Origin of the sequence: Actinoplanes sichuanensis (assembly GCF_033097365.1) — a bacterium.
Lineage (GTDB): Bacteria > Actinomycetota > Actinomycetes > Mycobacteriales > Micromonosporaceae > Actinoplanes > Actinoplanes sichuanensis.
The window spans coordinates 5,571,273-5,591,935 of record NZ_AP028461.1 but is presented as its reverse complement, the minus strand read 5'-3'; the positions used below and the strand labels follow the sequence as shown (position 1 = coordinate 5,591,935).

Genomic DNA, 20,663 nt, shown 5'->3' with positions numbered 1-20,663 from the left:
GGCACCGATAATCTGATCCTCCGTGCCTGCGAGGGGGGCTTTCGCCCACCTCGACTCACGGAGCCGACGTTGAAATTCCTGCTCGTCACCGTCTTCCTCGACATGCTCGGGCTCGGTCTGATCGTGCCGATCCTGCCCGCACTGATGACCGAGGTCACCGCCGATCCGGCCACCGCGGTCCTCTGGTCCGGAGTGCTCGGTTCGACCTACGGCGCGTTGCAGTTCGGGGCGTCGCCGCTGCTCGGCCGGATCTCCGACCGGTATGGCCGGCGGCCTGTCCTGCTCGTGTCGCTGACCTGTCTGGGTGTCGACTGGCTCGCCCACGCGTCGGCGTCCGGGCCCTGGACACTTTTGGCGTTCCACGCCGTCGCCGGGGCCTGCGCTGGCACGAACACCGTGGTCAATGCGTATGTCGCGGACGTCACCGAGCCGGACGGGAGGGCCCGGGCGTACGGTCTGATCGGTGCCGCCTTCGGTCTTGGTTTCGTCGCGGGACCGGTGTCGGGCGGGCTGCTCGGTGCGGTCGACGTGCGCCTGCCGTTCCTCGTCGCCGGGTTGCTCTGCTTCGTCAACGTGGCGTACGGCTGGCTGGTCCTGCCGGAGTCACGCCCCGGTGACCGCAGCACACCGATCACGCTGCGGACCGCCGACCCGATCGGGGCCGTCCGGGTCGTCCTGCGCCGTCCGGTGCTGGGCCGCCTCACCTACGCCCGCCTGTGCGCCGACATCGCCCGCATGATCCACCAGTCGGTGTGGACGTTCTTCCTGACCGTCCAGTTCGCCTGGAACACCACCCACGTCGGCGTAGTCATGGCCGTCAGCGCACTGGCCGGCGCCGCCTTCCAGTCGTGGGCGACCGGCCCGATCGTCCGAGTGCTCGGTGATCGGCGGGCCGCGGTCGTCGGCAGCCTGATCGGCGTCGTCTCCCTGGCCGGAATCGCGTTCGCGGCGACACCATGGATGCTCTACACCTGGCAGGCGGTCGGAGTGGCCGGTTCGTTCGCCGGCGCCGCCGCCCAATCCTGGATCTCCCGCACCATCGGCGCCGCCGAACAGGGCACCGTCCAGGGCGCGCTGACCAGCGTCAGCGCGATCGCCGAGGCCTGCGTCCCGGTCGTCGCAGGCGTCCTTTTCAGTTCCCTCATCGGGTACGGCCACCCGCCCCTGATCTTCGCCGTCGCCGCGTTGTTCGCCACCGCCGCAACCTTCCTGCTGGCCACGACCCGCTAGCCGACCAACCCTCGCCCCACCACCCACCCGCTGCCCGAACACCCCTGACGACATGGCCGCTTTCGGTTCGGGCCCGGGTTTCGCCCGGGCCCGAACCGCCCCCACGAAACTCGCCCGAGCCCTATTCGCGGTTGGGGAGGCAGATCGGATTGTCCGCGGTTGGGGAGGGGGATCGGATTGTCCGCGGTTGGGGAGGGGGATCGGACTATTCGCGGGAGGGAAGGAGCATCGGATCGATATCGGTGAGCATCGCGATGAGCTGAGGCGCTCCGGCGCGAACGCGGTCATCCGGATCCAGGGGCAAAGCTTCACACAGCAGCAGCACGGCATCCCGCTCGTCCCCGAACACCCCGAACACGTCGAGCACCGCGGTCTGAATCCAATCGGCGTGGTTGGAGTCGGCCCCGGCCAGAGCCGTCGCCACCACCGCCAGCCCGGCGGTGTCCTGACGACGGAGTAGCGCCTCCGCCGTCACTCGCGTCACGAACGTGTCCGCGGCATCGAGAAGGAGATCCACCAGGGCCGCGCGGGCGTCCGGGTCCGCCACGAACCCGGCCAGACTCCGACCGGCATCCGCCCGATCGCTGACGTCGCGACTTGTCGCCAGCTCGATCAGTGCGATCGTCACAGCCCGCCTCGCCGGATTGCTCATGGCGACATTCTTCGCCATCCCCGAACCTTCCCGGTCGGCGGTAGCCATCGATCACCCACCCACTACACCGTTCCGGCGGCCGATCACGTCCCACCGGAATGTCGGGAGCCGACATCAACGCCCCAGCGACCTCGGCGGCGCGCCACGGTCGCAGAATCGGGCCCGGAGGCAGCCGCCGAGCGCCGTCGGGCGATCAGCCCGGATCGCGGTCAGCCGATGTGGCGTAACAGGGGCCGCCACGTGGCCATCTCCGGGGCCGGTGGCGGTGGTGGCGGAACGTCGTCGGCGGCGCAACGGAGGAGGGCCAGCGTCATCCGGGAGCGGCGGACCACGTCCGGTGACCGGGTGCGCCAGTCGCGAGGTAGCGCCGCCGCCTCGTCGGCGGTCATCGGCAGGGCGGCCAGGCACACCCGGGTGACCTCGCCGACCGGAACCGTGCCCGGCCGTTCCAGGACGAACCGGGACCACCGCCACGCCCATTCGTCGGCCGGCCACACCTCGGCGGCCCGTTCCAGCACCCGGAGACCGTAGGCGGTCCAGACCGGACTCCGCGCGGGCTCGTCACGATGCAGGTTGTGGACGGTGGCGATGACGTGTGGCCAGGCGGCCGGCGGAATCCCCGGCCACTCGCTCGACGGTCCGGCCGCCGCCGCACGGACCCGGCGGCGCAGGTGGGCGGGAGCCGCGGCGGGACGGGTGAGCGGCGGCGCGGCCGGAATGCTGATCTTCTGAAGGCGCCCGGTGTCCGCGTCGATGCACGCCTCGCTGTCCGAGGCGACCACCCGGATGTACTCCGAACCGGGCACCGCGAGATCGCCCGGCACCAGGTCGAAGTCGCCGAGCTCGCGGAGCAGGCGTCGCCATTTCGGTGGCTTCCGCATCCGGTGGGCCTGGACCACGATGAACTGGCACTGCCACGGCTGGTCCACCGTCCAGCGGGTGTAGTGGGCCTCGTACAGGCCGAAGTCGCGGACCATGCCGTGGTCGCCGAGAACGGTCTGGAAGAACGGGGCGTGCGCGGGATCGTGATTGGGGGAGACGCCGTGGACGCGGCCGGTGGCCAGCGCCTCCAGGCAGAGTTCGACGGCCTCGGCGCGTGTGGTCACCCGGGCAGACTATCGGCGACGGCCCCGACCGAAAGAACCTGAACACCGATGGAGGCCAGGTCGGCGAGTCGCTCACCGCTGGTCTGCGAGACTGCGTCAGACACGATGACGGTACGGAAATCGCGCTCACTGGCTTCGAAGAGGGTGGCACGCGGACAGTTCGGAAGGTTGCAGCCCGCCACCACGACCGTGTCCACGCCGCGCTCGCGCAGCCAGGCCTCCAGATCGGTCCGGTAGAACGCACCCCACCGTGGTTTGAACAGCACGATCTCGTCGTCGCCGACAGTCTGCGGCCGCCCGGACAGCAGCAGCGCGGGATCGAGCGGGACCGGCCCGGGCAACCCGGCGATGATCTCCGACCCGGGACTGCCGGGTGCCACCGGAGGATTGTCGAGGGCTCGCCGGGGAAGGTCGATGTCGTCACTGCCCGGCGCATAGAGCCGCACGATGTGCACGATCGGCCGTCCCGCCGCACGGAACGCCGACGCCAGCGCACCGACCTGCGGGATCACCTCGACCGTGCCCTCGATGCCGGTGAAGTCGGCCTGCATGTCGATGACGACGAGGGCCGCGGAGTCCCAATGCGGTGCCAGGTGATCGCTCACCTGTTTGAATCTATCCAATGCGACATGCTCTAGTCATCGGCGGCACCGGGATGATCGGCGGGGCGGTCAGCCGCCACCTGATCGAAGCGGGCTGGCGGGTCACCGCCACCGGCCGTGGTCCGCGTCCGGTCCCGCCCGGCGCCACCCTGCTCCTGGCCGATCACGACACCCTGCCCACCGGCCAGTACGACCTTGTCGTCGACTGTGCCTGCTACACCGCCGCGCACGCCGCGCAGGTCCTGCCGTTGATGCGCGACGCCGGTTCGGCGGTGATGATCTCCAGTAAGGCCGTCTACGTGGACGACGCCGGCAACCATGTGAACTCGCCGGAGCCGCCGCGTTTCGACGGTCCGATCACGGAGGAGCAGGCGACTCTGCCGCCCGGCGACATGGACTACGACTCGGCCGAGGGCTACGGGCCGAACAAGGTCGCCGCCGAACGGTTGCTGCTGGACAGTGGCGCCCCGGTGACCGTGCTGCGCCCGTCGAAGGTGCACGGCGCCGGTTCGAACCCGGCACGTACCTGGTGGTTCCTGAAGCGCGCCCTCGACCGCCGCCCGTTCGTGCTGCTCGCCGACGGTGGCCGGGGTGTCGACCACACGTCGGCCGCCGCGAACATCGCCGCGCTGGTCGCGTGCGTGGCGGACAAGCCGGGCCGCCGGATCCTGAACGCCGCCGACCCGGATGCCCCGGACGGCCGCACCATCTCCCGGGTGATCGCCGCCCGGGCCGGACACACCTGGACGGAGATCGACGACCAGACCGGATGGCACCCGTGGCACCGGATCCCGCCGATCGTGCTGGACATGACCGCGGCCGCCGACCTCGGCTACCGGCCGGTCGGTGACTTCGCGGCCACCGTCACCGAGGAGATCGACTGGCTGCTGCGCAACCGTCCGGAGGACCCCGAGGGCTGGTTCGACTATCCGGCCGAGGACGCACGGGTCCGGACGGGATCTAGATTGGATACGTGACGGGGTTCGGGGGGCGGTTGCGTTCGTTGCGTCGCGGGGCCGGGTTGACCATGGAGCAACTGGCCGAGGCGTCCGGGGTCAGTGTTCGGGCGATCAGCGACATGGAACGCGGGCACAGTCGCGCGCCTCAGCCCCGTACCCTCGCTGCTCTCGCCTCTGCTCTGGGAGTGACCGAAAAGGAGCACGATCTGCTCGCCGGGTCGGCGCGCGCGCAGCGGATGAAGACGGTCCGGCCGCGCCTGTGTGAGCCGCCGCGGCCGGTCGACGACTTCATCGGCCGCGTCGCAGAAATCGGGAAGATATCGAGAAGCGCCGATAGGATTGTCGTGGTGCACGGTCAGCCGGGCGTCGGGAAGACCGCGTTGGTGGTGCACGCGGCGAAGGCGGGGATGCCCGGACATCCCGACGGGTCGCTGTATCTCGATCTTCGCGGCGTCGACCCGGAACCCCTCGAACCGGGCGAGGCGGCCCGCCAGCTGCTACGCGCCCTGGAGATCAGCCCGCGCCGGATCGCCGACGACCCCGACGAGCGGTGCAGCCAGATCCGCGCCGAGCTCGGCGGACGACGCTGCCTGCTGATCCTCGACAACGCCGCCGACGAGGCGCAGCTGCGCCCGCTGTTACCCGGCCCCGGCGGCAGCACCGTCCTGATCACCAGCCGCCGCATGCTCGGTGGTCTGGAGGGGGTGCTGCGGATCGGCCTGGACCCGCTGGCCCCGGACGAGTCGGCGGGCCTGCTCCGCTCGATCGCCGGGCAGGCCGGTGACCCGTCCGTGGCCGGGCAGGTCGGCGAGGTGGCCCGGCTCTGCGGCCATCTGCCGCTGGCGCTGCGGATCGCCGGCACGCGACTGGCCACCCGTACCGCCTGGACCGTCGGCAACCTGCTGGACCGGCTCGCCGACACGGACCGCCGCCTGGCCGTCCTGAGCACCGGCGACACCGGTGTGGCGGCCGCGTTCGCGCTGTCGCACGCCCAGCTCTCCGGTGAGGGGCGGGCCCTGTTCCGGCGGCTCGCTCACGTGCCCGGCCCCGACTTCGCCGCTCCGATCGTCGCGGTCCTGACCGGTTCCGATCCGCACGACGCCGAGGACCGTCTCGACGAACTGGTCGAGCTGGGCCTGCTGCAGGCCGAGGGCGCCGACAGGTACCGCTTCCACGACCTGATCCGCCTGTTCGCCGCGGAACGACTGCGCGTCGAGGAACCCGAGGGTGCCCGTGTCGCCACCCGGCAGCGGATGAACAGGTGGCTGCTGGACCAGGCGGCTTGAGGCGGCGGACCGGTTTCTGCCGGTCGTTCCGCATGGTCCGGGTGGCCGCGGGACGGTTGGCTCAACGGTATGAGTTCCGTTTCCCGTCGTACCGTTCTGGCCGGCACCGCGGCGGCTGCCGTGGCCGTCGCCGCCACCGGCGCCCCGGCCGCCGCGGGCGGCCACCAGGTCAAACCCACCATCGTGCTCGTGCACGGCGCGTTCGCCGACTCCGCCGGCTGGTCCGGTGTCGTCAAGCGACTGATCCGCGCCGGCTACCCGGTCCTCGCTCCGGCGAACCCGCTGCGCGGCGTGGTCTCCGACAGCGCCTACCTGGCCAGTGTGCTGGCCACCATCAGTGGACCGATCGTGCTGGTCGGGCACTCGTACGGCGGTTTCGTCATCACCAACGCGGCGACCGGCAACCCGAACGTCAAGGCGCTGGTCTACGTGGCCGCGTTCGCGCCGGAATCCGGTGAGGACCTGGCCCACCTGCAGAACCACTTCCCGGGCACCGAGCTGACCCTGGACGCCCTGGACTTCCGCCCGCATCCCGGCGGACTCGACGGCTACGTCAAGCGGGAGTTCTTCCACCGGGTGTTCGCCGGTGACCTGTCACCCGCCGACGCCGATCTGCTGTGGGCCACTCAGCGGCCCGGCGACACCAGCACCCTGCAGACCCCGTCCGGGGAGCCGGCGTGGAAGACGATTCCGTCGTACTTCCTGGTCGCCCGGGACGACCGGCTGATCCCGGCGGCCGTGCAGCGTTTCATGGCTCAGCGCGCGGGTGCCCGTACCGTCGAGGTCCGCTCTTCGCATGTCGCTCTCGTCTCTCAGCCCAAAGCAGTCGCCGACCTGATCGAGAGGGCCGCCCGATGAGTTTCGTGACCACCGCCGACGGTACGCACATCTTCTACAAGGACTGGGGTGCCGGCCGTCCGGTCGTGCTCAGCCACGGCTGGCCGCTGAACTCGGACAGCTGGGAGGCGCAGCAGCTGTTCCTGGCCGACAACGGCTACCGGGTGATCGCCCACGACCGTCGCGGACACGGCCGGTCCAGCCAGACGTGGCACGGCAACGAGATGGACACGTACGCCGACGATCTCGCCGCGGTGATCGACCACCTGGACCTGACCGAGGTGACCCTGGTCGGTTTCTCCACCGGTGGTGGCGAGATCACCCGCTACATCGGGCGGCACGGGAGCGCCCGGGTCGCGCAGGCGGTCCTGGTCTCGGCGGTGCCACCGTTGATGGTCCGTCAGGACGACAACCCCGGCGGGGTGCCGATCGAGGTGTTCGACGGCATCCGGGCCGGGTCCGCCGCCGACCGTTCCCAGCTGTACCGGAACCTCGCCGACGGCCCGTTCTTCGGCAACAACCGGCCCGGCGCGGACGTGTCCGAGGGCATCCGGCAGGCGTTCTGGCTGCAGTCGATGGCCGCCGGGCACCGCAACGCCTACGAGAGCATCGCCGCGTTCTCAGCCACCGACTTCCGCGACGACCTGGCGAAGTTCGACGTGCCGACGCTCGTCATCCACGGCGACGACGACCAGGTGGTGCCGTTCGAGGTGGGTGGCAAGGCGTCGGCCGAGCTGGTCAAGGACGCCCGGCTGATCGTCTACCCGGGCGCTCCGCACGGCATCACCGACACGCACAAGCAGCAGCTCGGCGACGATCTGCTGGCCTTCCTCAGGGAGTACGACGCCTGACCGTGCCGGCGGCCTCCGCCTCGGTGGGGGCCGCCGTGCTCGCCGGATGCCTGGGCAGCCGGCTGATGTCGGGCTTCGGCTCCCGGAACGCCTCGGCCAGCTTGTCGCCGTGGATCTTCTTGGGCGCTTCCGGTACGTGTGTCTCTCCCATACGTCCATGGTCGGCCCGTCCGGCCGCTCAGGAGAGGACTTTCGGTGACCCCGGCTCCAGCTCCGCGCGGTGCCGTGATGTCCACTCGTACGCGGCCCGGATCTGGTCGACGATCCCGTCGTCGCGCAGCCGGACCATGGCCGGATCACCGGCGTCCGCACCGGCCAGGATCCCGCGCCAGGTGGCGTCCTGCCACCACAGGATGGTGTCGACCAGCACGGCCCGGTCGGCGGCGTTCAGCTCGTAGCCGTCGGCGATCGCCCGTATCTTCGGTCCGGCGTCGGTCGCGTCCGGGCCCAGCCTCGCGAACTGCCAGCAGGCGTGCGCCACGTCCTGCACCCGACGGCCGGGCGCCGCGTCGTCCCAGTCGATGAACGCGACGGGTTCGGTGCCCCGGTAGACGGTGTTCTTCGGGGACAGATCGTGATGGCAGACCACCTCCTGGTCACCGGCCGACGGAGTGCCGGCGGTCAGGTCGTGGAACTCCCGGATCAGCCGGCCCACCGCCGCCAGCCCGGAATCGGGTGCACGCTGCCACGGCACCGTTCCGTCCAGGAACTCCAGCACGTCGCGCCCGCTGTCGTCACTGCCGAGGAACCGCGGCGCGCCACGCCAGCCGGACCGCTCGAAGAACAGCAGCAACCCGTGCACGAACTCCGGATCGCGCGGTGGCCGTTTCCGCACGGTGTCACCGACCCGGACCGCGGCCGCCACGAACCCGCCCGACAGTGCCTCTTCGGTGGCCTCTTCCACGCGGACGACCGTACCGCCTCAGCCGTCGGTTATCGGCTTTGTCAGATAGACGCAGGTCAACGCCGCCTGGGCGGGTTTCCCGGCGATCATCTCGCGGATCTCCGGGTCGTCGGTCTTCGGCATCCTGCAGGACTTCCGCGCCTCGGTGATCACCCGCAGCGCCTCGGCGATCTCGGTCTCCCGCTGCGGGCAGCGGTATTCCACGTCCAGGTGCACGTCGGCCAGGGTTCCGTCGTCCGTGTTGACCGCCACCCAGCCCGCGAACTCCTCCCGGTCCCAGCCGCAGACCTGCTCGGCGACCTCTTCGATCTCGGCGAAACCGGTGTCCGACAGATGATGACCGATCTGGCCCTCGAGAGCCTTCCGGTAGCCGTCGGCGTCGTAGAGGGCCTCGGCGACCGGCTCGCTGACCACCGGTCCGGCCGGCGCCGAATATCCGGCGGGTGCGGTCACCGGCTGGGCCGGCTGTCGGAGCACCCCGGTCTGGGTGACCCCGGCGGCGACGGCGCCGGCCAGCGCGAGCACCACCACGGCCGCACGGGTACGGCGGGACCTCCGGCGTCGGTGCAGCGCGCGGCGGGTGTGTACGCCCCGGTACCGCTCCTCCATCCGTTGTTCCCCTCCGTCTCCGCCGATCAGCCGTTCCACCAGTCCATTCGGCCGGTCGGGCTCGGGGCGAAGGAGTTCGGGGCAGATCTCACCTCGTCAGTCGCCCTTGACGTTGACGATCTGGCGCAGCGTGTGCCGGATCTCCACCAGATCGTCCGCGTCGCGCATGACGACGTCGATCGGCTTGTACGCCTGCGGAATCTCGTCCAGGAACGCGTCGGTGTCGCGGAACTCGATGCCCTTCATGGCGGTGCGCAACTGGTCGCGGGTGAAGGTCTTCCGGGCCCGGGTACGGGAGTACGCCCGGCCCGCCCCGTGCGGCGACGAATTCAGGGCGGTGGCGTCGCCCTTGCCGACCACCACGTACGACGCGTCGCCCATCGAACCGGGGATCAGGCCGGGCACACCCCTCGCCGCGTTGATGGCGCCCTTGCGGGACAACCACACCGTCTCGCCGTAGTGGGTCTCCTGCTCGGTGTAGTTGTGGTGGCACTGGACCCGTTCGCGCTGCTCGACCGGCCCGCCGACGAACTCACCGAAGCAGGCGATCACCCGGTCCATCATCTCGTCCCGGTTGAGCAGTGCGAAGTTCTGTGCCCATCGCAGCTCCCGCAGGTAGGCGTCGAACTGCTCGGTGCCCTCCTCCAGGTAGGCGAGGTCGCGGTCGGGCAGGGTGACGCCGCGTTCGGTGATCAGGGTCTGCGCCACCCGGATGTGATGGCTCGCGATCTTGTTGCCGACGCCCCGCGAACCCGAGTGCAGGAACAGCCAGACCGCGCCCTTCTCGTCGTGGCAGACCTCGATGAAGTGGTTTCCGCTGCCCAGGGAGCCGAGTTGCAGGGTCCAGTTCCGGGCGTACTGGGCCGGGTCGAACCCGGCCGCCTCGGCCTCCGCGGTCAGCCGCTCCACCCGTTGCTTCGCCGAGTCGGTCAGCTTCGAGTTGTACGCGCCCGCCGACAACGGCACCGCGCGCTCGATCGACGTTCGTAACCGGCTCAGGTCGCCGCGCAGATCGTCCCGGTGGTACTGGGTGCGGACGGCGGCCATCCCGCAGCCGATGTCGACGCCGACGGCGGCCGGGATGATCGCCCCCAGGGTCGGGATCACCGACCCGACCGTGGCGCCCTTGCCGAGGTGCGCGTCGGGCATGAGCGCGATGTGCGGGTGGATGAACGGCAATAGGGACGCCTTCTCGGCCTGCCGCAGCGTCTCCTCTTCGAGGATGCTGGCCCAGCTGATCAGCCGGTCATTGATCTTGCGCATCATTTGTCCACCGTACGGTCGGGGCGCCCGCGAACTGTGGTGGTCGCTTCGGACCGCGACCGTCGGGGCGTCATCGGATCGTGAGAGTCGGGGTGTTTTCGGACCGCGACTGTGCGGGTGTTTTCGGATCGCGGCGGTCAGGGCGTCGTCAGGTCACGGACGTGCCGGATGCCGCCTCGGTCCGAGTCGCCGACCGCCTCGAAACCGGTGGCTCGCAGTACCGCCAGCGACGCGAGATTGGCCCGGCCGGCGCCCGCGGTCAGCCGGGTCAGGCCGTAGTCGTCGCGGGCCCGGTCGATCACCTGACGCACCCCGAGCTTGGCCACCCCGCGACCGGTCACCCGCGCCGCGACCCGGTAGCCGAGCTCGGCGCTGCCGTCCGCGACGTCGAACAGGTTGAACCGGCCCACCACGGCGCCGTGTTCGTCGACCAGCACGTGGAAGTGGCAGGTCCCGGTCTCCTGCTCGGCGAGCAGGGCGGCGTGCCGTTCATCGAAACGAGCGAAGTATTCGTCGCCCCGGTCGTCGATGCTGCGGGCGAAGAACTCCCGATTGGCCAGCTCGAACTCCAGCAGCGCCGCCGCATGATCATCCCGGACCCGCTGAAGCTCGAACACGCGGCCATCCTAGGCGACCTCCCCGGGCCGGCCGCCAGTGCTTTTCCGGGGCGGGCGAGCCGGCACCGGCGGGGTTGCGGATCGGCTGATGCCGATCTACCGGCTGCGCCCGCCCCGATTGCGGAAGCTCGTCAGGTGAAGGTCAGGGCGGTGCCGGAGTGGCCGACCCGCTGGGTCAGGTGGGTGCCGGAGAGGCGGTAGGCGGCTGCGGTGACGGCGGCGGTCGCGGCCAGGGTCAGCCACAGGGCGGTCGGGTCGATCGACAGCAGGGTGCCCACCAGCAGCGGGGCCAGCGCGCTCGAAACGCCCCAGGCCAGCTGGTAGACGGCGGTGTAGCGGCCGGTCAGGTGTGGCGGGGCCAGAGCCAGGGGTACGGCGTCGGCGGTCGGTTCGTAGAAGGCCTGGGCCAGTGCCAGGACCACGGTCGCGGTCAGGGCGGCCGGGATCGGGCTCAGCCCGGCCGCGATGAGGACCAGGCAGCCGGCCGCCCAGAGCAGGCAGGCCAGGGCGAGCACACGCAGGCGGCCGGTGCCCCGGGTCAGGTGGGGTGTGCGGGTCATGGCCAGGGCCACGAGGCCGGTGAGCAGGCCGGCGGCGAGGCCGGGTAGCCACGCCGGGCCCCGCACCGAGTCGATCAGGTAGACCGGCATGGCGATGATCGGCGCCGAGACGAGCAGCGTGCATGCGGTGTTGAGCACGGTGAGCCGCAGGAGCGCGCGGTCACGCAGCACGGCGCGGTAGGAGGCCGGGGCGGGTGGCGGCGCGGCGGGATCGAGCGGCTCGGCGGGATCGAGCGGGGCGGTGGGATCGAGTGGGGCGGTGGGATCGAGCGGGGCGGTGTGACGGAGTGGGGCGGTGGCGACGGCGGTGAGGACGCCGGCCAGGGCGTAGGTCGCGGTGTCGACGGCCAGCATGATGATCAGGCCGTGGTGGCGGTCCAGGGTCAGGACCGCCGATGCGGCGAAGCCGCCGAGCATCACGCCGGTCAGGCGGGCGCTTCGCAGGTAGCCGAGCCAGCGTTCGGCGCGGTCGGCGGTCACCGCGGCCACCAACGGGGCGAACGACGACCAGAACATCCGGGCCGAGGCCACGCCCAGCACCGACGCCAGAGTGAACAGCCACAGGTCGCGGGCGGTGAGCAGGAGCAGGCCGCCGAGTACGGCCACGGCATTGGCCAGGATCACCACGCGGGCCGGGCCGAGGCGGTCGACGAGGGCTCCGGCCAGTGGGCCGGCGGTCAGGGCCACGGTGCCGGCCACTCCGATCGCCGCCCCCGCGACGGCGAGCGGGAGACCGGCCACCTCGTGGGCGTAGAGCAGGCCGAACGGGCCGAACAGGCCGCTGCCGAGAGCGTCGAGGGTCATCGAGGTGGCGAGTAATCGCAGTCGCGGGGCGGTGAGATTCATAGGCGAAAGGCTATATAGCGAGCTGGCTAATTATCAAGGTAGGATCCGTCTGTGACGATCTCTGACGACCTGCCGGTGCGATTGCGGGCGCTCGCTCACCCGGTGCGGCTGGGCATCCTGCGGGAGCTGTTCGAGCAGGGCGAGGTGTGTGCCTGCGACCTGGGCACGGCGTTCGGGGTCAGCCAGCCGACGATCTCCGAGCATCTGCGGGTGCTGCGGCAGGCCGGGCTCGTGCAGACCCGCCGCGACGGCACCAAGATCTGCTACTCGCCGGACGGGTCGGCCCTCGACGCGGTCACCACGGGACTCGACGCACTACGGCCGGCCGTCCCGGCGAGATGAAAGCGGTGACCTCGGCCCCGGCCCGCAGCTCGCGCTGCGGTCCGGGGCCGAGGTCACGTCGCGTCGTGGTTCCGGGGCGGCGTGGATTCTGCGGGGCGGCTCACCCCGTACCCCAGGGCGATTGCGTAGTCTGATGGTAAGGCATTGAGCTGCGGATTCGCGGTGTGAGTGGCCTCTGTAGAGGCATAAGAAGCGGGTGAGGCCGCATCGGTGATCATGGAGTTGCGACGCTTCACGACTCCGAGGAAGACCCCACCCGCCGATGGCATCATCTCTCATCACGGCACTGACCGTCACGACACCCCACACCACCGCCGCACCGGTCCCGGTCACCGCCGGTGAACGCAACGGCCTGCTGGAAGCGTTGGCGAAGATTCCGGACCCGCGTGACCCGCGCGGAATCCGTTACCCGCTGTCCGCAGTCCTGGCTGTCGCGGTCTGCGCGGTCATGGCCGGTGCGTCCTCGTTCGCGGCGATCACCGACTGGCTCCATGACCTCGAAGGACATGCCCGGACCAGTCTCGGTTTCGGTGACGCCGTGCCGGTCGGCACGACGATGTGGCGATTGTTGATCCGTCTCGATCCGACCCTGCTGGCCACCGTTCTCGCCGGCTGGCTGCATACCCGCGCCCAGCGGCCGGGATCGCCGTCGCGCAGGTATCGCCGGGTGATCGCCCTGGACGGCAAGACGCTGCGCGGCGCCCGTCTGGGCGACGGCCGCCAGGTGCATCTGTTATCTGCTCTGGATACCTCCACCGGGCTGGTGATTGCCCAGGTCACGGTGGACACGAAGTCGAACGAGATCACGTCTTTCGTGCCGCTGCTCGACGCCGTCGAGACCGTGCTCGGCACCCTGGCCGGGGTGCTGTTCATCGCCGATGCCCTGCACACCCAGACCGGACACGCTGACGAGGTCACCGCCCGCAACGCACACCTGCTCGTCCAGGTGAAGGGCAACCAGCCGACCCTGTTCAAACAGCTCAAACGGCTTCCCTGGGCGCAGATACCGGTCGGTGACCGAACCCGCGACCGTGGTCACGGCCGCCGTGAGACCCGCACCGTCAAAGCCGTCACCGTCGCCACACCCGGCGGCATCGCCTTTCCACACGCGCAGCAGGCCGTCCGGATCACCCGAACCCGCATCATCGCAGGCCGGACCAGCCGCGAGACCGCCTACCTGACGGTATCGCTGCCCGCCGGCCACGCCACGGCCCGCGATCTGCAGACCTGGATCCGCCGGCACTGGCACATCGAAAACAAGATCCATCATGTCCGCGACGTCACGTTCCGTGAAGATCTGCACCAGGCCCGGACCGGCACCGGACCGGCTGTCATCGCGACCCTGCGTAACACCGCGATCGGCTGGCACCGGATCACCGGCGCCACCAACATCGCCCGCGCCACCCGCCAAGCAAACCGCCGATCACACGACCTAATTATCGCTGTGACCAGCAGCTACCCGAGAACGCAATGACCCTGCCCCGTACCCTATGAGGTTGTCCTCGACCATTGCTGATTGGTTCCGGAACCGCAGGTGTACTGCTGGATGTCGGCGCCGTCGGCGGTGTTGGCCGAGACGACGTCGAGGCATTTGCCGCTGTGGCGGGCCCTGATCTGGAAATAGCTTCCGGTGGCGACCCACTGCCATTGCTGGTTGGTGCCGTTGCCGCAGGTGTACTGGATGATGTTGGCGCCGTCGGCGGTCGACGAGGAGGCCACGTCGAGGCATTTCCCGCTGTGCTGGGCGACGATCTGGAAATAGCCGCTGCCGGCGTCCCGGAATTCGAACTTCTGATTGCTTCCGCTGTTCCAGGTGTACTGCTTGATCTCGGCGCTGTTGGCCTGCGACGCGCTCACCACGTCCATCACCTTTCCGCTGTTGCGGTTGGTGACGCGGTAATAGGTGGCCGCGTTCCCGGTGATCGTGCCCGCGGCGGCGTCCACGGTGATCGTCGGATACCAGGTCAGTGACATCGAGGTGGAGCTGGGGAAACTGATCGGCAGCCAGACGTAACGGGAGTCGTTGACCGGCCCGGACCAGGCGCCGGCCCAGCGGTCGCCCATGTAGAGGTAACCGGTGCCGGACGTGCCGGTGATCGGCAGGACGTACGCCGGCTGCGAACCGTAGGTGGTCGAGTCGCCGACGTTCGTCCAGCCCGACCACGGCCCGCTGATGCTGGTCGCGGTGGCGTACTTGGACTGGTTCGGGTTCCACCCGGACGTGCCCGACGTGACCAGGAAGTACACGCCGTTGCGTTTGAACATGGCCGGCGCCTCCCGGGTCGCGTTGTCCCAGAAGTTGCCGACCACGGTGGAGACCTGCAGGTAGTCGGCGGTCAGGCGGTAGATCATCAGATCCCGGTTCTCGTCGGCGGCCGAGATCATGTACGCGGTGCCACCGTCGTCGTAGAGCGTGATGTCCCGCGACATGTAGGTGCCGAACGGCCGGAAACTACCGTGGTACGTGTACGTGCCGTCGATCGTGGCCGACGACGCCACCGCGGCCCGGGCCTCGCCGTAGTCGGTCCCGTTCTCCTTGTGCATCCACATCACGTAGCGCCCGGTCGACGCGTTGTAGATCACCTTCGGACGCTCGATCTTGGCGCTGCCCAGCTCGGACGCGGACGACGAGGTGAGGACGTCGTTGCGGAACTCCCAGTTGCGCAGGTCGGTCGACCGGTAGACGGAGACGGCCCGGAACGTGTCGTCGGAGTTGCGGTTCTCCCCGAACCAGTACCAGTAGGAGCCGACCTTGAGCACCCCGCCACCGTGGGCGTGCACCCCGGCCCCGGACGTGTCGGTGAACTGCACCCCGTTGGTGACCGTGACCGGTGCGGCCTGCGCCGGCGCCGGCAGCACCACGATCAGCAGGAAGGCCGCGACGGCGGCGAGAAGTCTCATCCAGGACCCCGATCGATGCGTAAGAATGTGCGTAACGTCTTCGTAAACGGTCGGAAACGGTGATGCCATGGTGCGATCCCGCTCGGTCGCAAACGCAACCAATCGAACAGCCCTGTTCCAGGTGCAGAGGCACGAGCGGCTGCTCACCGAGTTGCGGCGCTGCGGTGCGGTCCGGGTCAGCGATCTGGCCCGTGATCTCGGCGTGAGCGAGCTGACCATCCGCCGCGACATCACCGCCCTGGCCGCCCGCAACCTGTGCCATCGTGTCCACGGTGGTGCCACGCTGCCCGCCCCGGTCCGGCCGTCCCCGGTGCCGAAGACCGCGTTCACGATCGGCATGGTCGTACCGTCGCTGGACTTCTACTGGCCACCGATCGTCGCCGGAGCCCGTGCGGCCGGTGCCGCCCTCGGCGTCAACGTGCAGTTGCGCGGCTCCAGCTACGACCCGGAGGAGGACCGGCGGCAGATCAGCCGGCTCGTGGAGGCCGGCCAGGTGCAGGGTCTGCTGCTGGCGCCCGGCCTGGACGACGGCGAAGCCGACCGGACCCTCACCTGGATCAGCCGGCTGCCGGTCCCGACGATCCTCGTCGAACGCCAGCCCCGCGGCTGGACCAGCACCCCGAGACAGATCGAATGGGTGCGCAGCGACCACGCCCTGGGCCTGGAGATCGCCGTCCACCACCTGTACGAGCAGGGCCACCGCCGGATCGGCCTGCAACTGTCCGGCGGCAGCCCCACCTCGATGTACCTGCTGCAGGGCTGGCACCGGGCGTGCGCCGACCTGGGCCTGCCCGGCGACGCGGTGAACACCGGCCTCAAGGGACTCACCGGTCTGATCGTGCACAGCGACCCGCAGGCCATCGCGATCGCCCGCAACGCCACCGACCAAGGCCTCCGGATCCCCGACGACCTGGCCATCGTCTCCTACGACGACGAGGTGGCCCACCTGGCCGAACCGGCGCTGACCGCGATCCGCCCACCGAAGAACCACGTCGGCCGGCTCGCCGTCGAGCTCATGGTCTCCCGACTGCTGGACGGCGACCGACGCCCGGTCCAGGGTGTCCTGGTCGCCCCCGACCTGGTGGTCCGGCAGTCCTCGTTGTCACGCAGAATCCGGGTGTGACCGAAAATGTCAGACTCGCCGTCGCCGGGGTGGGCAACAACACCTCGGCGCTGGCCCAGGGGATCGACTTCTACCGCCGCACCGGCAGTGACACCGGTCTGAGCCGCCCGGTGATCGACGGGCTCGGCGTCGGCGACATCGAGTTCGTCGCCGCGTTCGCCGTCTCCGACGCCAAGGTGGGCCGGGACCTGCACGAGGCGATCCTCGTCCCGCCCAACAACTACCCGTGCCTCGACGGCTCGCTGCCGCCGGCCGGGGTGACCGTCCGGCGCGGACTCACCGACGACACCGGCATCGACGCCGTCGCCGACGCGATCAAGGGCGCCGAGGTGCTGCTCTACTCGGCGCCGAGCGGCCACCCGTTGATCGCCCGCGCCTACGCCGAGGCGGCGCTGCGGGCAGTTCGGCACGTCGGTTCTGCACCCGGCACTGCTCCGGCTGCTCACCGAACGCGGGCTCACCCTGGTCAGCTCGTATCAGGTCAACCTGGGTGGCACCGAGGACTTCCGCAACCTCGTCGAACGTCCCGAGACCAAGAAACAGTCCAAGCTGAACGCCCTCGGCGCCGACGAACGGGTCCAGGTCGCGCCCCTCGGATACCTGTCCCAGCTCGGTTCCCGCAAGATCGCCCACATCAACCTGGAGGCGGTCGGCTGGGCCGGCAGCCAGGTCAGCGTCGACCTGAAACTCTCGGTCCACGACCCGACCGGCGCGGCCGGCGTCAACATCGACCTGATCCGCTTCGCGGCCACGGCCATCCGGTCCGGCGTCGGCGGTTTCTCCCGGAGGCCGTCTCCCTCCTCAAATCCCCTCCCGGTACGGCTACGTGACCCGTGCCTCTCCTGAGGCGCCCACCCCGTCCCGCTCTTCACGCAAAGCCCACCACCGCCGGCCGTCGCCTACGCGCGCTGTTTTCCCGTGCGGAGCGACGGCCGGCGGGCTTACGGGTTCGGGGCGCCGGCGGAGTCGCGGATGCGTAGCGAAGGGCTTATCACGATGCGGTGGGTGGGGCGCTGGGGGTCGGCCAGGCGGTCGGCGGCCAGCCGGACGGCGGCCCGGCCGATCGAACCCCGGGGCGGGCGGACCGCGGTCAGGGCCGGGCTGAACAATCCGGCCACCTCGTCGTCGTAGGCGATCACCGACAGGTCGCCGGGGACCGACAGGTGGCGCTCCTCGCAACGCTGCACCAACGCGATCGCCTCGGCGTCGGCGTGCACCAGCAGCGCTGTGGTGCCGGTCGACAACGCCTGGTCCAGGGCCTTGTCGAGGGCGTCCTTGCTGTCCGGGGTGCGGGCGTCGGGAACGAGCTCGTCGACCGTCCCGGTGGTGTCCAGGCCCAGCTCGGTGACCGCCTCGTGCCAGCCGCGGTGGATGTGTGGACTGGTCGGGCTGAGGGCGGCCAGCACCACGCCGACCTTGCGGTGGCCCAGGCCGGCCAGGTGGCGCACGGCCATCCCGGCGCCCTGCGCGTGGTCGGAGACGACCGATTCGAGGTGGGCGTGGTGCGGCCCGGCGGTGGCGGTGCGTTCGAGTAGGACGATCGGGATGCCGAGGCCGGCCAACCACTCGATGGTCTGCTGGGCGGTCGGCGCGTCCATCCGCGGTGCCACGATCAGCGCGTCGACACCCTGGTCGACGAGCCGGTTGAGCTGGGGCCGGTCGTCCTCGGTCTGATACGACGAGCCGCGCAGCACGATCCGCAGGTCGAGCTCGCGGGCGGTCTCCTCGGCACCGCGGGCCACATGCGGGTAGTAGTAGTCGAGCGACGGCACCAGCATGCCGATGCTGCCGCTGAACACGTCCTCGCTGTCGCGCTGCTCATCGCCGCTGGGCAGGGCGACGCCGCCGTGCACCCGGCGGACCAGGCCCTCGGAGGCGAGCTGCGCGATGTCGCGGCGGATCGTGACCGTGGAGGCGCCGAGGGCGTCGGTGAGGTCGGAGACCCGTAGCACGCCGTCACGCTGCAACTGTTCGAGCAGCCGTGCCCGGCGGGCCACCTGCAACGGCCCCCGCTTGTCTGTGTTGCTCACCGCTTCTCCTTCACGGACAGTTCGAGGGTACCGACGGGACCCAGGGTGGTGACGTCGATGTCGAGACGGGTCAGCCGGTCGCCCCAGACCTCGGTGAGCATCGGGTCGTCGAGTCGTCGACTGGTGACCGTGCAGGGCCGGTCGCCCCAGGTCACGCTGATGCCGTTGACGTCGGCGCCGCCGCCGGTGAGGGTGACCTCGCCCGCCACGATCAGGTGCAGGACGGTCCGGCCGGTGCCGGGCCGCAGCTCCCACGAGTCACGGATGGTGATCGTGCCGGTGTCCCGGTCGAGCCGGGCGGTACGGATCCAGCGCCGGACGTCGTCGCGCGGGTAGGCGCCGGCCAGATCGGCGGTGAACGAGCCGGCGTCGAGGTCCACGACCACGTCACGGGCCGCGAACGACCGGCCGGCGGCCTGCTCCGTACCCCTGATCGACGGCGTGTTGTGCCAGGTCGATCGCATGGTCCAGATCTCGTACCGCCGCGGCCCGAAGGTTTGTGCGGTGTAGGTCGGCCGCCCCGGGTCGACCAGCACCGGCACCCCGTCGCGGGCCACGATGAAGCTGCCGACGTCGTTGTGGTTGTGGTTCTCGTCGTTGTGCCCGCCCTTGATCGCCAGGGTCAGCCCGGCGGCGCTACCCGTGGTGGGCCGGGCGAGCAGCACCTGGGTGGACCGGAACCACACGTCACGGGGCAGCGGCGACGGGCCCGGGATGGCGGCGATCCAGTCCCGGTCGAGGACCGCCTGCAGCAGGTGACCGAGCCCGTGACTCTCGTGCGCGACCGCCTCGCCGGGCCGTCGGTGGGCGGCCGCGTGGGCCAGGGCGTCGCGGGCGCCGACGGTGCGGGCCAGCCGGTGCAGCACGTGCCACGGCTGATGCGGCGACGGGCGGGCCGGCCCGTCGGCGTGGTTGAGATACCAGGGACCGCCCAGGTGGACGCGATGTGGGAAGTCGATCAGCGCCGGGTCGAGGTCGCGGCCGAGCCGTTCCAGGGTCTCCAGATACGGCAGGGCGCCGTGCCACCAGTAGTGGTATCCCTCGTCGATGGCGCCGTCGGCGGGCACGGCCGCGCCGTACAAACCGATCCCCTCGGTGATGAGGTCGGTCAGCTCCGGATCGAGGAAGCCCAGGAAGGTCGCCGCGAGAAGGACGTTGCTGTGGATCCAGGGGTTCCAGTTGTGCACGCGACCGTCGAGGCCCAGCCAGTGCCAGTCGCGCCGATTGATGAACGGCCGCAGCACGCGCACCGCGACCTCGTGCCGGATCCGGGCGCGTAACCCCGGATAGCGCTCGTCGAGCTGTGCGCCGAGCACGTGGTCGGTCCACGCCAGGTCGGCGGCGACCTCACCCGCGCCCAGGTCGAGGTAGGGATCGGTGACCGTCGGCAGCACCGAGCCGTGGCGGGTGAAGGTGTCGTCGTGGGCCGGCCAGCACCAGGTGCTCTGCTCGCAGAACAGGGTGACCCCGTCGGCGACCTCGTCGAGCCAGACCGGGTCGAGGGTGGCCGCGGCCAGCACGACGGCCCGGGCCAGCCGCTGATGCCGGCCCCAGATCGCCTGCTCATAGGTGTCCCGGTCGCCGTCGCGGAAGTAGCGGGCGAAGTCACGGGCCAGGGGAGTGGGCCAGGGGGTGCCGAGGGTGGCACGGGCGCGCTCGGACAACTCGTGGAGGGTCGGCTCGTCCGCCGATCTCCACACCGCGCGGTCGGTCGCCGCCGGCACGAGCATGGTCACCTCCCCGTGATCGAAAGCGATCGTATCAGATCACTTTAATCGTCCTGTGACGATCAGGTCGCGCTCGGGGAGCCGATCGGCTAGCTGTAAGTCGTCCTAAACGGCCAGGTCACGGCGTTATCCGATCACTTCTGTCGCTGTCTGAGCGAAGAACTCATTGACATGGTCGATTGTGAGCGTTTTACTTCCCGGAAACCGATCACAGGTAC

General features: G+C 70.3%; 20 protein-coding genes and 1 pseudogene. 9 read left to right on the top strand and 12 right to left on the bottom strand.

The window, feature by feature from the left end:
- Window positions 1–69: 69 nt before the first annotated feature.
- Window positions 70–1,230 (top strand): MFS transporter, encoded by a 1,161-nt coding sequence (locus Q0Z83_RS25725; RefSeq protein WP_317796561.1) that lies wholly within the window; start codon window positions 70–72, stop codon window positions 1,228–1,230.
- 205 nt (window positions 1,231–1,435) lie between these two features.
- On the opposite strand, the gene Q0Z83_RS25720 is transcribed toward Q0Z83_RS25725, so the two are convergent.
- The 3 genes from Q0Z83_RS25720 to Q0Z83_RS25710 all read right to left on the bottom strand — a co-directional run bounded on the left by Q0Z83_RS25720 (window position 1,436) and on the right by Q0Z83_RS25710 (window position 3,593).
- Window positions 1,436–1,900: a hypothetical protein gene (locus tag Q0Z83_RS25720; RefSeq protein ID WP_317796560.1), complete on the bottom strand. Its 465-nt coding sequence runs from the start codon at window positions 1,898–1,900 to the stop codon at window positions 1,436–1,438.
- A 191-nt stretch (window positions 1,901–2,091) separates the two neighbouring features.
- Complete coding sequence (locus Q0Z83_RS25715; RefSeq protein ID WP_317796559.1) at window positions 2,092–2,988, bottom strand: hypothetical protein; 897 nt, start codon at window positions 2,986–2,988, stop codon at window positions 2,092–2,094.
- Window positions 2,985–3,593 (bottom strand): cysteine hydrolase family protein, encoded by a 609-nt coding sequence (locus tag Q0Z83_RS25710; protein WP_317796558.1) that lies wholly within the window; start codon window positions 3,591–3,593, stop codon window positions 2,985–2,987. Before Q0Z83_RS25710 ends, Q0Z83_RS25715 begins: the two co-directional genes overlap by 4 nt.
- A gap of 17 nt (window positions 3,594–3,610) precedes the next feature.
- On the opposite strand from Q0Z83_RS25710, the gene Q0Z83_RS25705 reads away from it, so the two are divergent.
- From Q0Z83_RS25705 to Q0Z83_RS25690, 4 genes and pseudogenes are all read left to right on the top strand, one after another.
- Window positions 3,611–4,567, top strand: coding sequence for an NAD-dependent epimerase/dehydratase family protein (locus Q0Z83_RS25705; RefSeq protein WP_317796557.1), 957 nt, complete (start codon window positions 3,611–3,613; stop codon window positions 4,565–4,567).
- Window positions 4,564–5,835, top strand: a complete 1,272-nt coding sequence (locus Q0Z83_RS25700; protein ID WP_317796556.1) for an XRE family transcriptional regulator — start codon at window positions 4,564–4,566, stop codon at window positions 5,833–5,835. Before Q0Z83_RS25705 ends, Q0Z83_RS25700 begins: the two co-directional genes overlap by 4 nt.
- Before the next feature lie 69 nt (window positions 5,836–5,904).
- A pseudogene (locus Q0Z83_RS25695) lies at window positions 5,905–6,609 on the top strand (alpha/beta hydrolase); the annotation flags it as partial.
- Entirely contained in the window at window positions 6,513–7,523 is a 1,011-nt protein-coding gene (locus tag Q0Z83_RS25690; protein ID WP_378079246.1) for an alpha/beta fold hydrolase, read from the top strand. The pseudogene Q0Z83_RS25695 and the gene Q0Z83_RS25690, both read left to right, overlap by 97 nt.
- Here Q0Z83_RS25690 and Q0Z83_RS25685 read toward each other — a convergent pair.
- From Q0Z83_RS25685 to Q0Z83_RS25660, 6 genes are all read right to left on the bottom strand, one after another.
- A complete protein-coding gene (locus Q0Z83_RS25685; protein ID WP_317796553.1) occupies window positions 7,504–7,674 on the bottom strand; it encodes a hypothetical protein in 171 nt (56 codons plus the stop codon). The two genes, Q0Z83_RS25690 and Q0Z83_RS25685, sit on opposite strands and share 20 nt — an antisense overlap.
- Window positions 7,675–7,701: 27 nt before the next feature.
- Entirely contained in the window at window positions 7,702–8,427 is a 726-nt protein-coding gene (locus Q0Z83_RS25680; RefSeq protein WP_317796552.1) for a phosphotransferase, read from the bottom strand.
- Between the two features lie 18 nt (window positions 8,428–8,445).
- Window positions 8,446–9,036, bottom strand: a complete 591-nt coding sequence (locus Q0Z83_RS25675; RefSeq protein ID WP_317796551.1) for a hypothetical protein — start codon at window positions 9,034–9,036, stop codon at window positions 8,446–8,448.
- Between the two features lie 96 nt (window positions 9,037–9,132).
- A complete protein-coding gene (locus tag Q0Z83_RS25670) occupies window positions 9,133–10,299 on the bottom strand; it encodes an RtcB family protein (protein WP_317796550.1) in 1,167 nt (388 codons plus the stop codon).
- Between the two features lie 137 nt (window positions 10,300–10,436).
- Entirely contained in the window at window positions 10,437–10,916 is a 480-nt protein-coding gene (locus Q0Z83_RS25665; RefSeq protein ID WP_317796549.1) for a GNAT family N-acetyltransferase, read from the bottom strand.
- Window positions 10,917–11,047: 131 nt separating this feature from the next.
- Window positions 11,048–12,322, bottom strand: coding sequence for an MFS transporter (locus Q0Z83_RS25660; RefSeq protein ID WP_317796548.1), 1,275 nt, complete (start codon window positions 12,320–12,322; stop codon window positions 11,048–11,050).
- Window positions 12,323–12,373: 51 nt separating this feature from the next.
- On the opposite strand from Q0Z83_RS25660, the gene Q0Z83_RS25655 reads away from it, so the two are divergent.
- Window positions 12,374–12,664, top strand: a complete 291-nt coding sequence (locus Q0Z83_RS25655) for an ArsR/SmtB family transcription factor (protein ID WP_317796547.1) — start codon at window positions 12,374–12,376, stop codon at window positions 12,662–12,664.
- A 262-nt stretch (window positions 12,665–12,926) separates the two neighbouring features.
- Complete coding sequence (locus Q0Z83_RS25650) at window positions 12,927–14,138, top strand: ISAs1 family transposase (protein WP_317789516.1); 1,212 nt, start codon at window positions 12,927–12,929, stop codon at window positions 14,136–14,138.
- A gap of 14 nt (window positions 14,139–14,152) precedes the next feature.
- Here the strand turns inward: Q0Z83_RS25650 and Q0Z83_RS25645 are convergent, their stop codons facing one another.
- Window positions 14,153–15,565, bottom strand: a complete 1,413-nt coding sequence (locus tag Q0Z83_RS25645) for an RICIN domain-containing protein (protein WP_317796546.1) — start codon at window positions 15,563–15,565, stop codon at window positions 14,153–14,155.
- A 121-nt stretch (window positions 15,566–15,686) separates the two neighbouring features.
- On the opposite strand from Q0Z83_RS25645, the gene Q0Z83_RS25640 reads away from it, so the two are divergent.
- Both Q0Z83_RS25640 and Q0Z83_RS25635 read left to right on the top strand, forming a co-directional pair.
- Window positions 15,687–16,688: a substrate-binding domain-containing protein gene (locus Q0Z83_RS25640; RefSeq protein WP_317796545.1), complete on the top strand. Its 1,002-nt coding sequence runs from the start codon at window positions 15,687–15,689 to the stop codon at window positions 16,686–16,688.
- Window positions 16,689–17,105: 417 nt separating this feature from the next.
- Window positions 17,106–17,534 carry a hypothetical protein gene (locus Q0Z83_RS25635; RefSeq protein ID WP_317797130.1) on the top strand — a complete coding sequence of 143 codons (429 nt, stop codon included), beginning with the start codon at window positions 17,106–17,108 and terminating at the stop codon, window positions 17,532–17,534.
- A gap of 95 nt (window positions 17,535–17,629) precedes the next feature.
- On the opposite strand, the gene Q0Z83_RS25630 is transcribed toward Q0Z83_RS25635, so the two are convergent.
- The gene (locus Q0Z83_RS25630) at window positions 17,630–18,718 is read right to left on the bottom strand and encodes a substrate-binding domain-containing protein (protein WP_317796544.1); all 1,089 of its coding nucleotides are present in this window, start codon (window positions 18,716–18,718) and stop codon (window positions 17,630–17,632) included.
- Window positions 18,715–20,448 (bottom strand): heparinase II/III domain-containing protein, encoded by a 1,734-nt coding sequence (locus tag Q0Z83_RS25625; protein WP_317796543.1) that lies wholly within the window; start codon window positions 20,446–20,448, stop codon window positions 18,715–18,717. The genes Q0Z83_RS25630 and Q0Z83_RS25625 overlap by 4 nt, the downstream gene beginning before the upstream one ends.
- Window positions 20,449–20,663 lie beyond the last annotated feature (215 nt).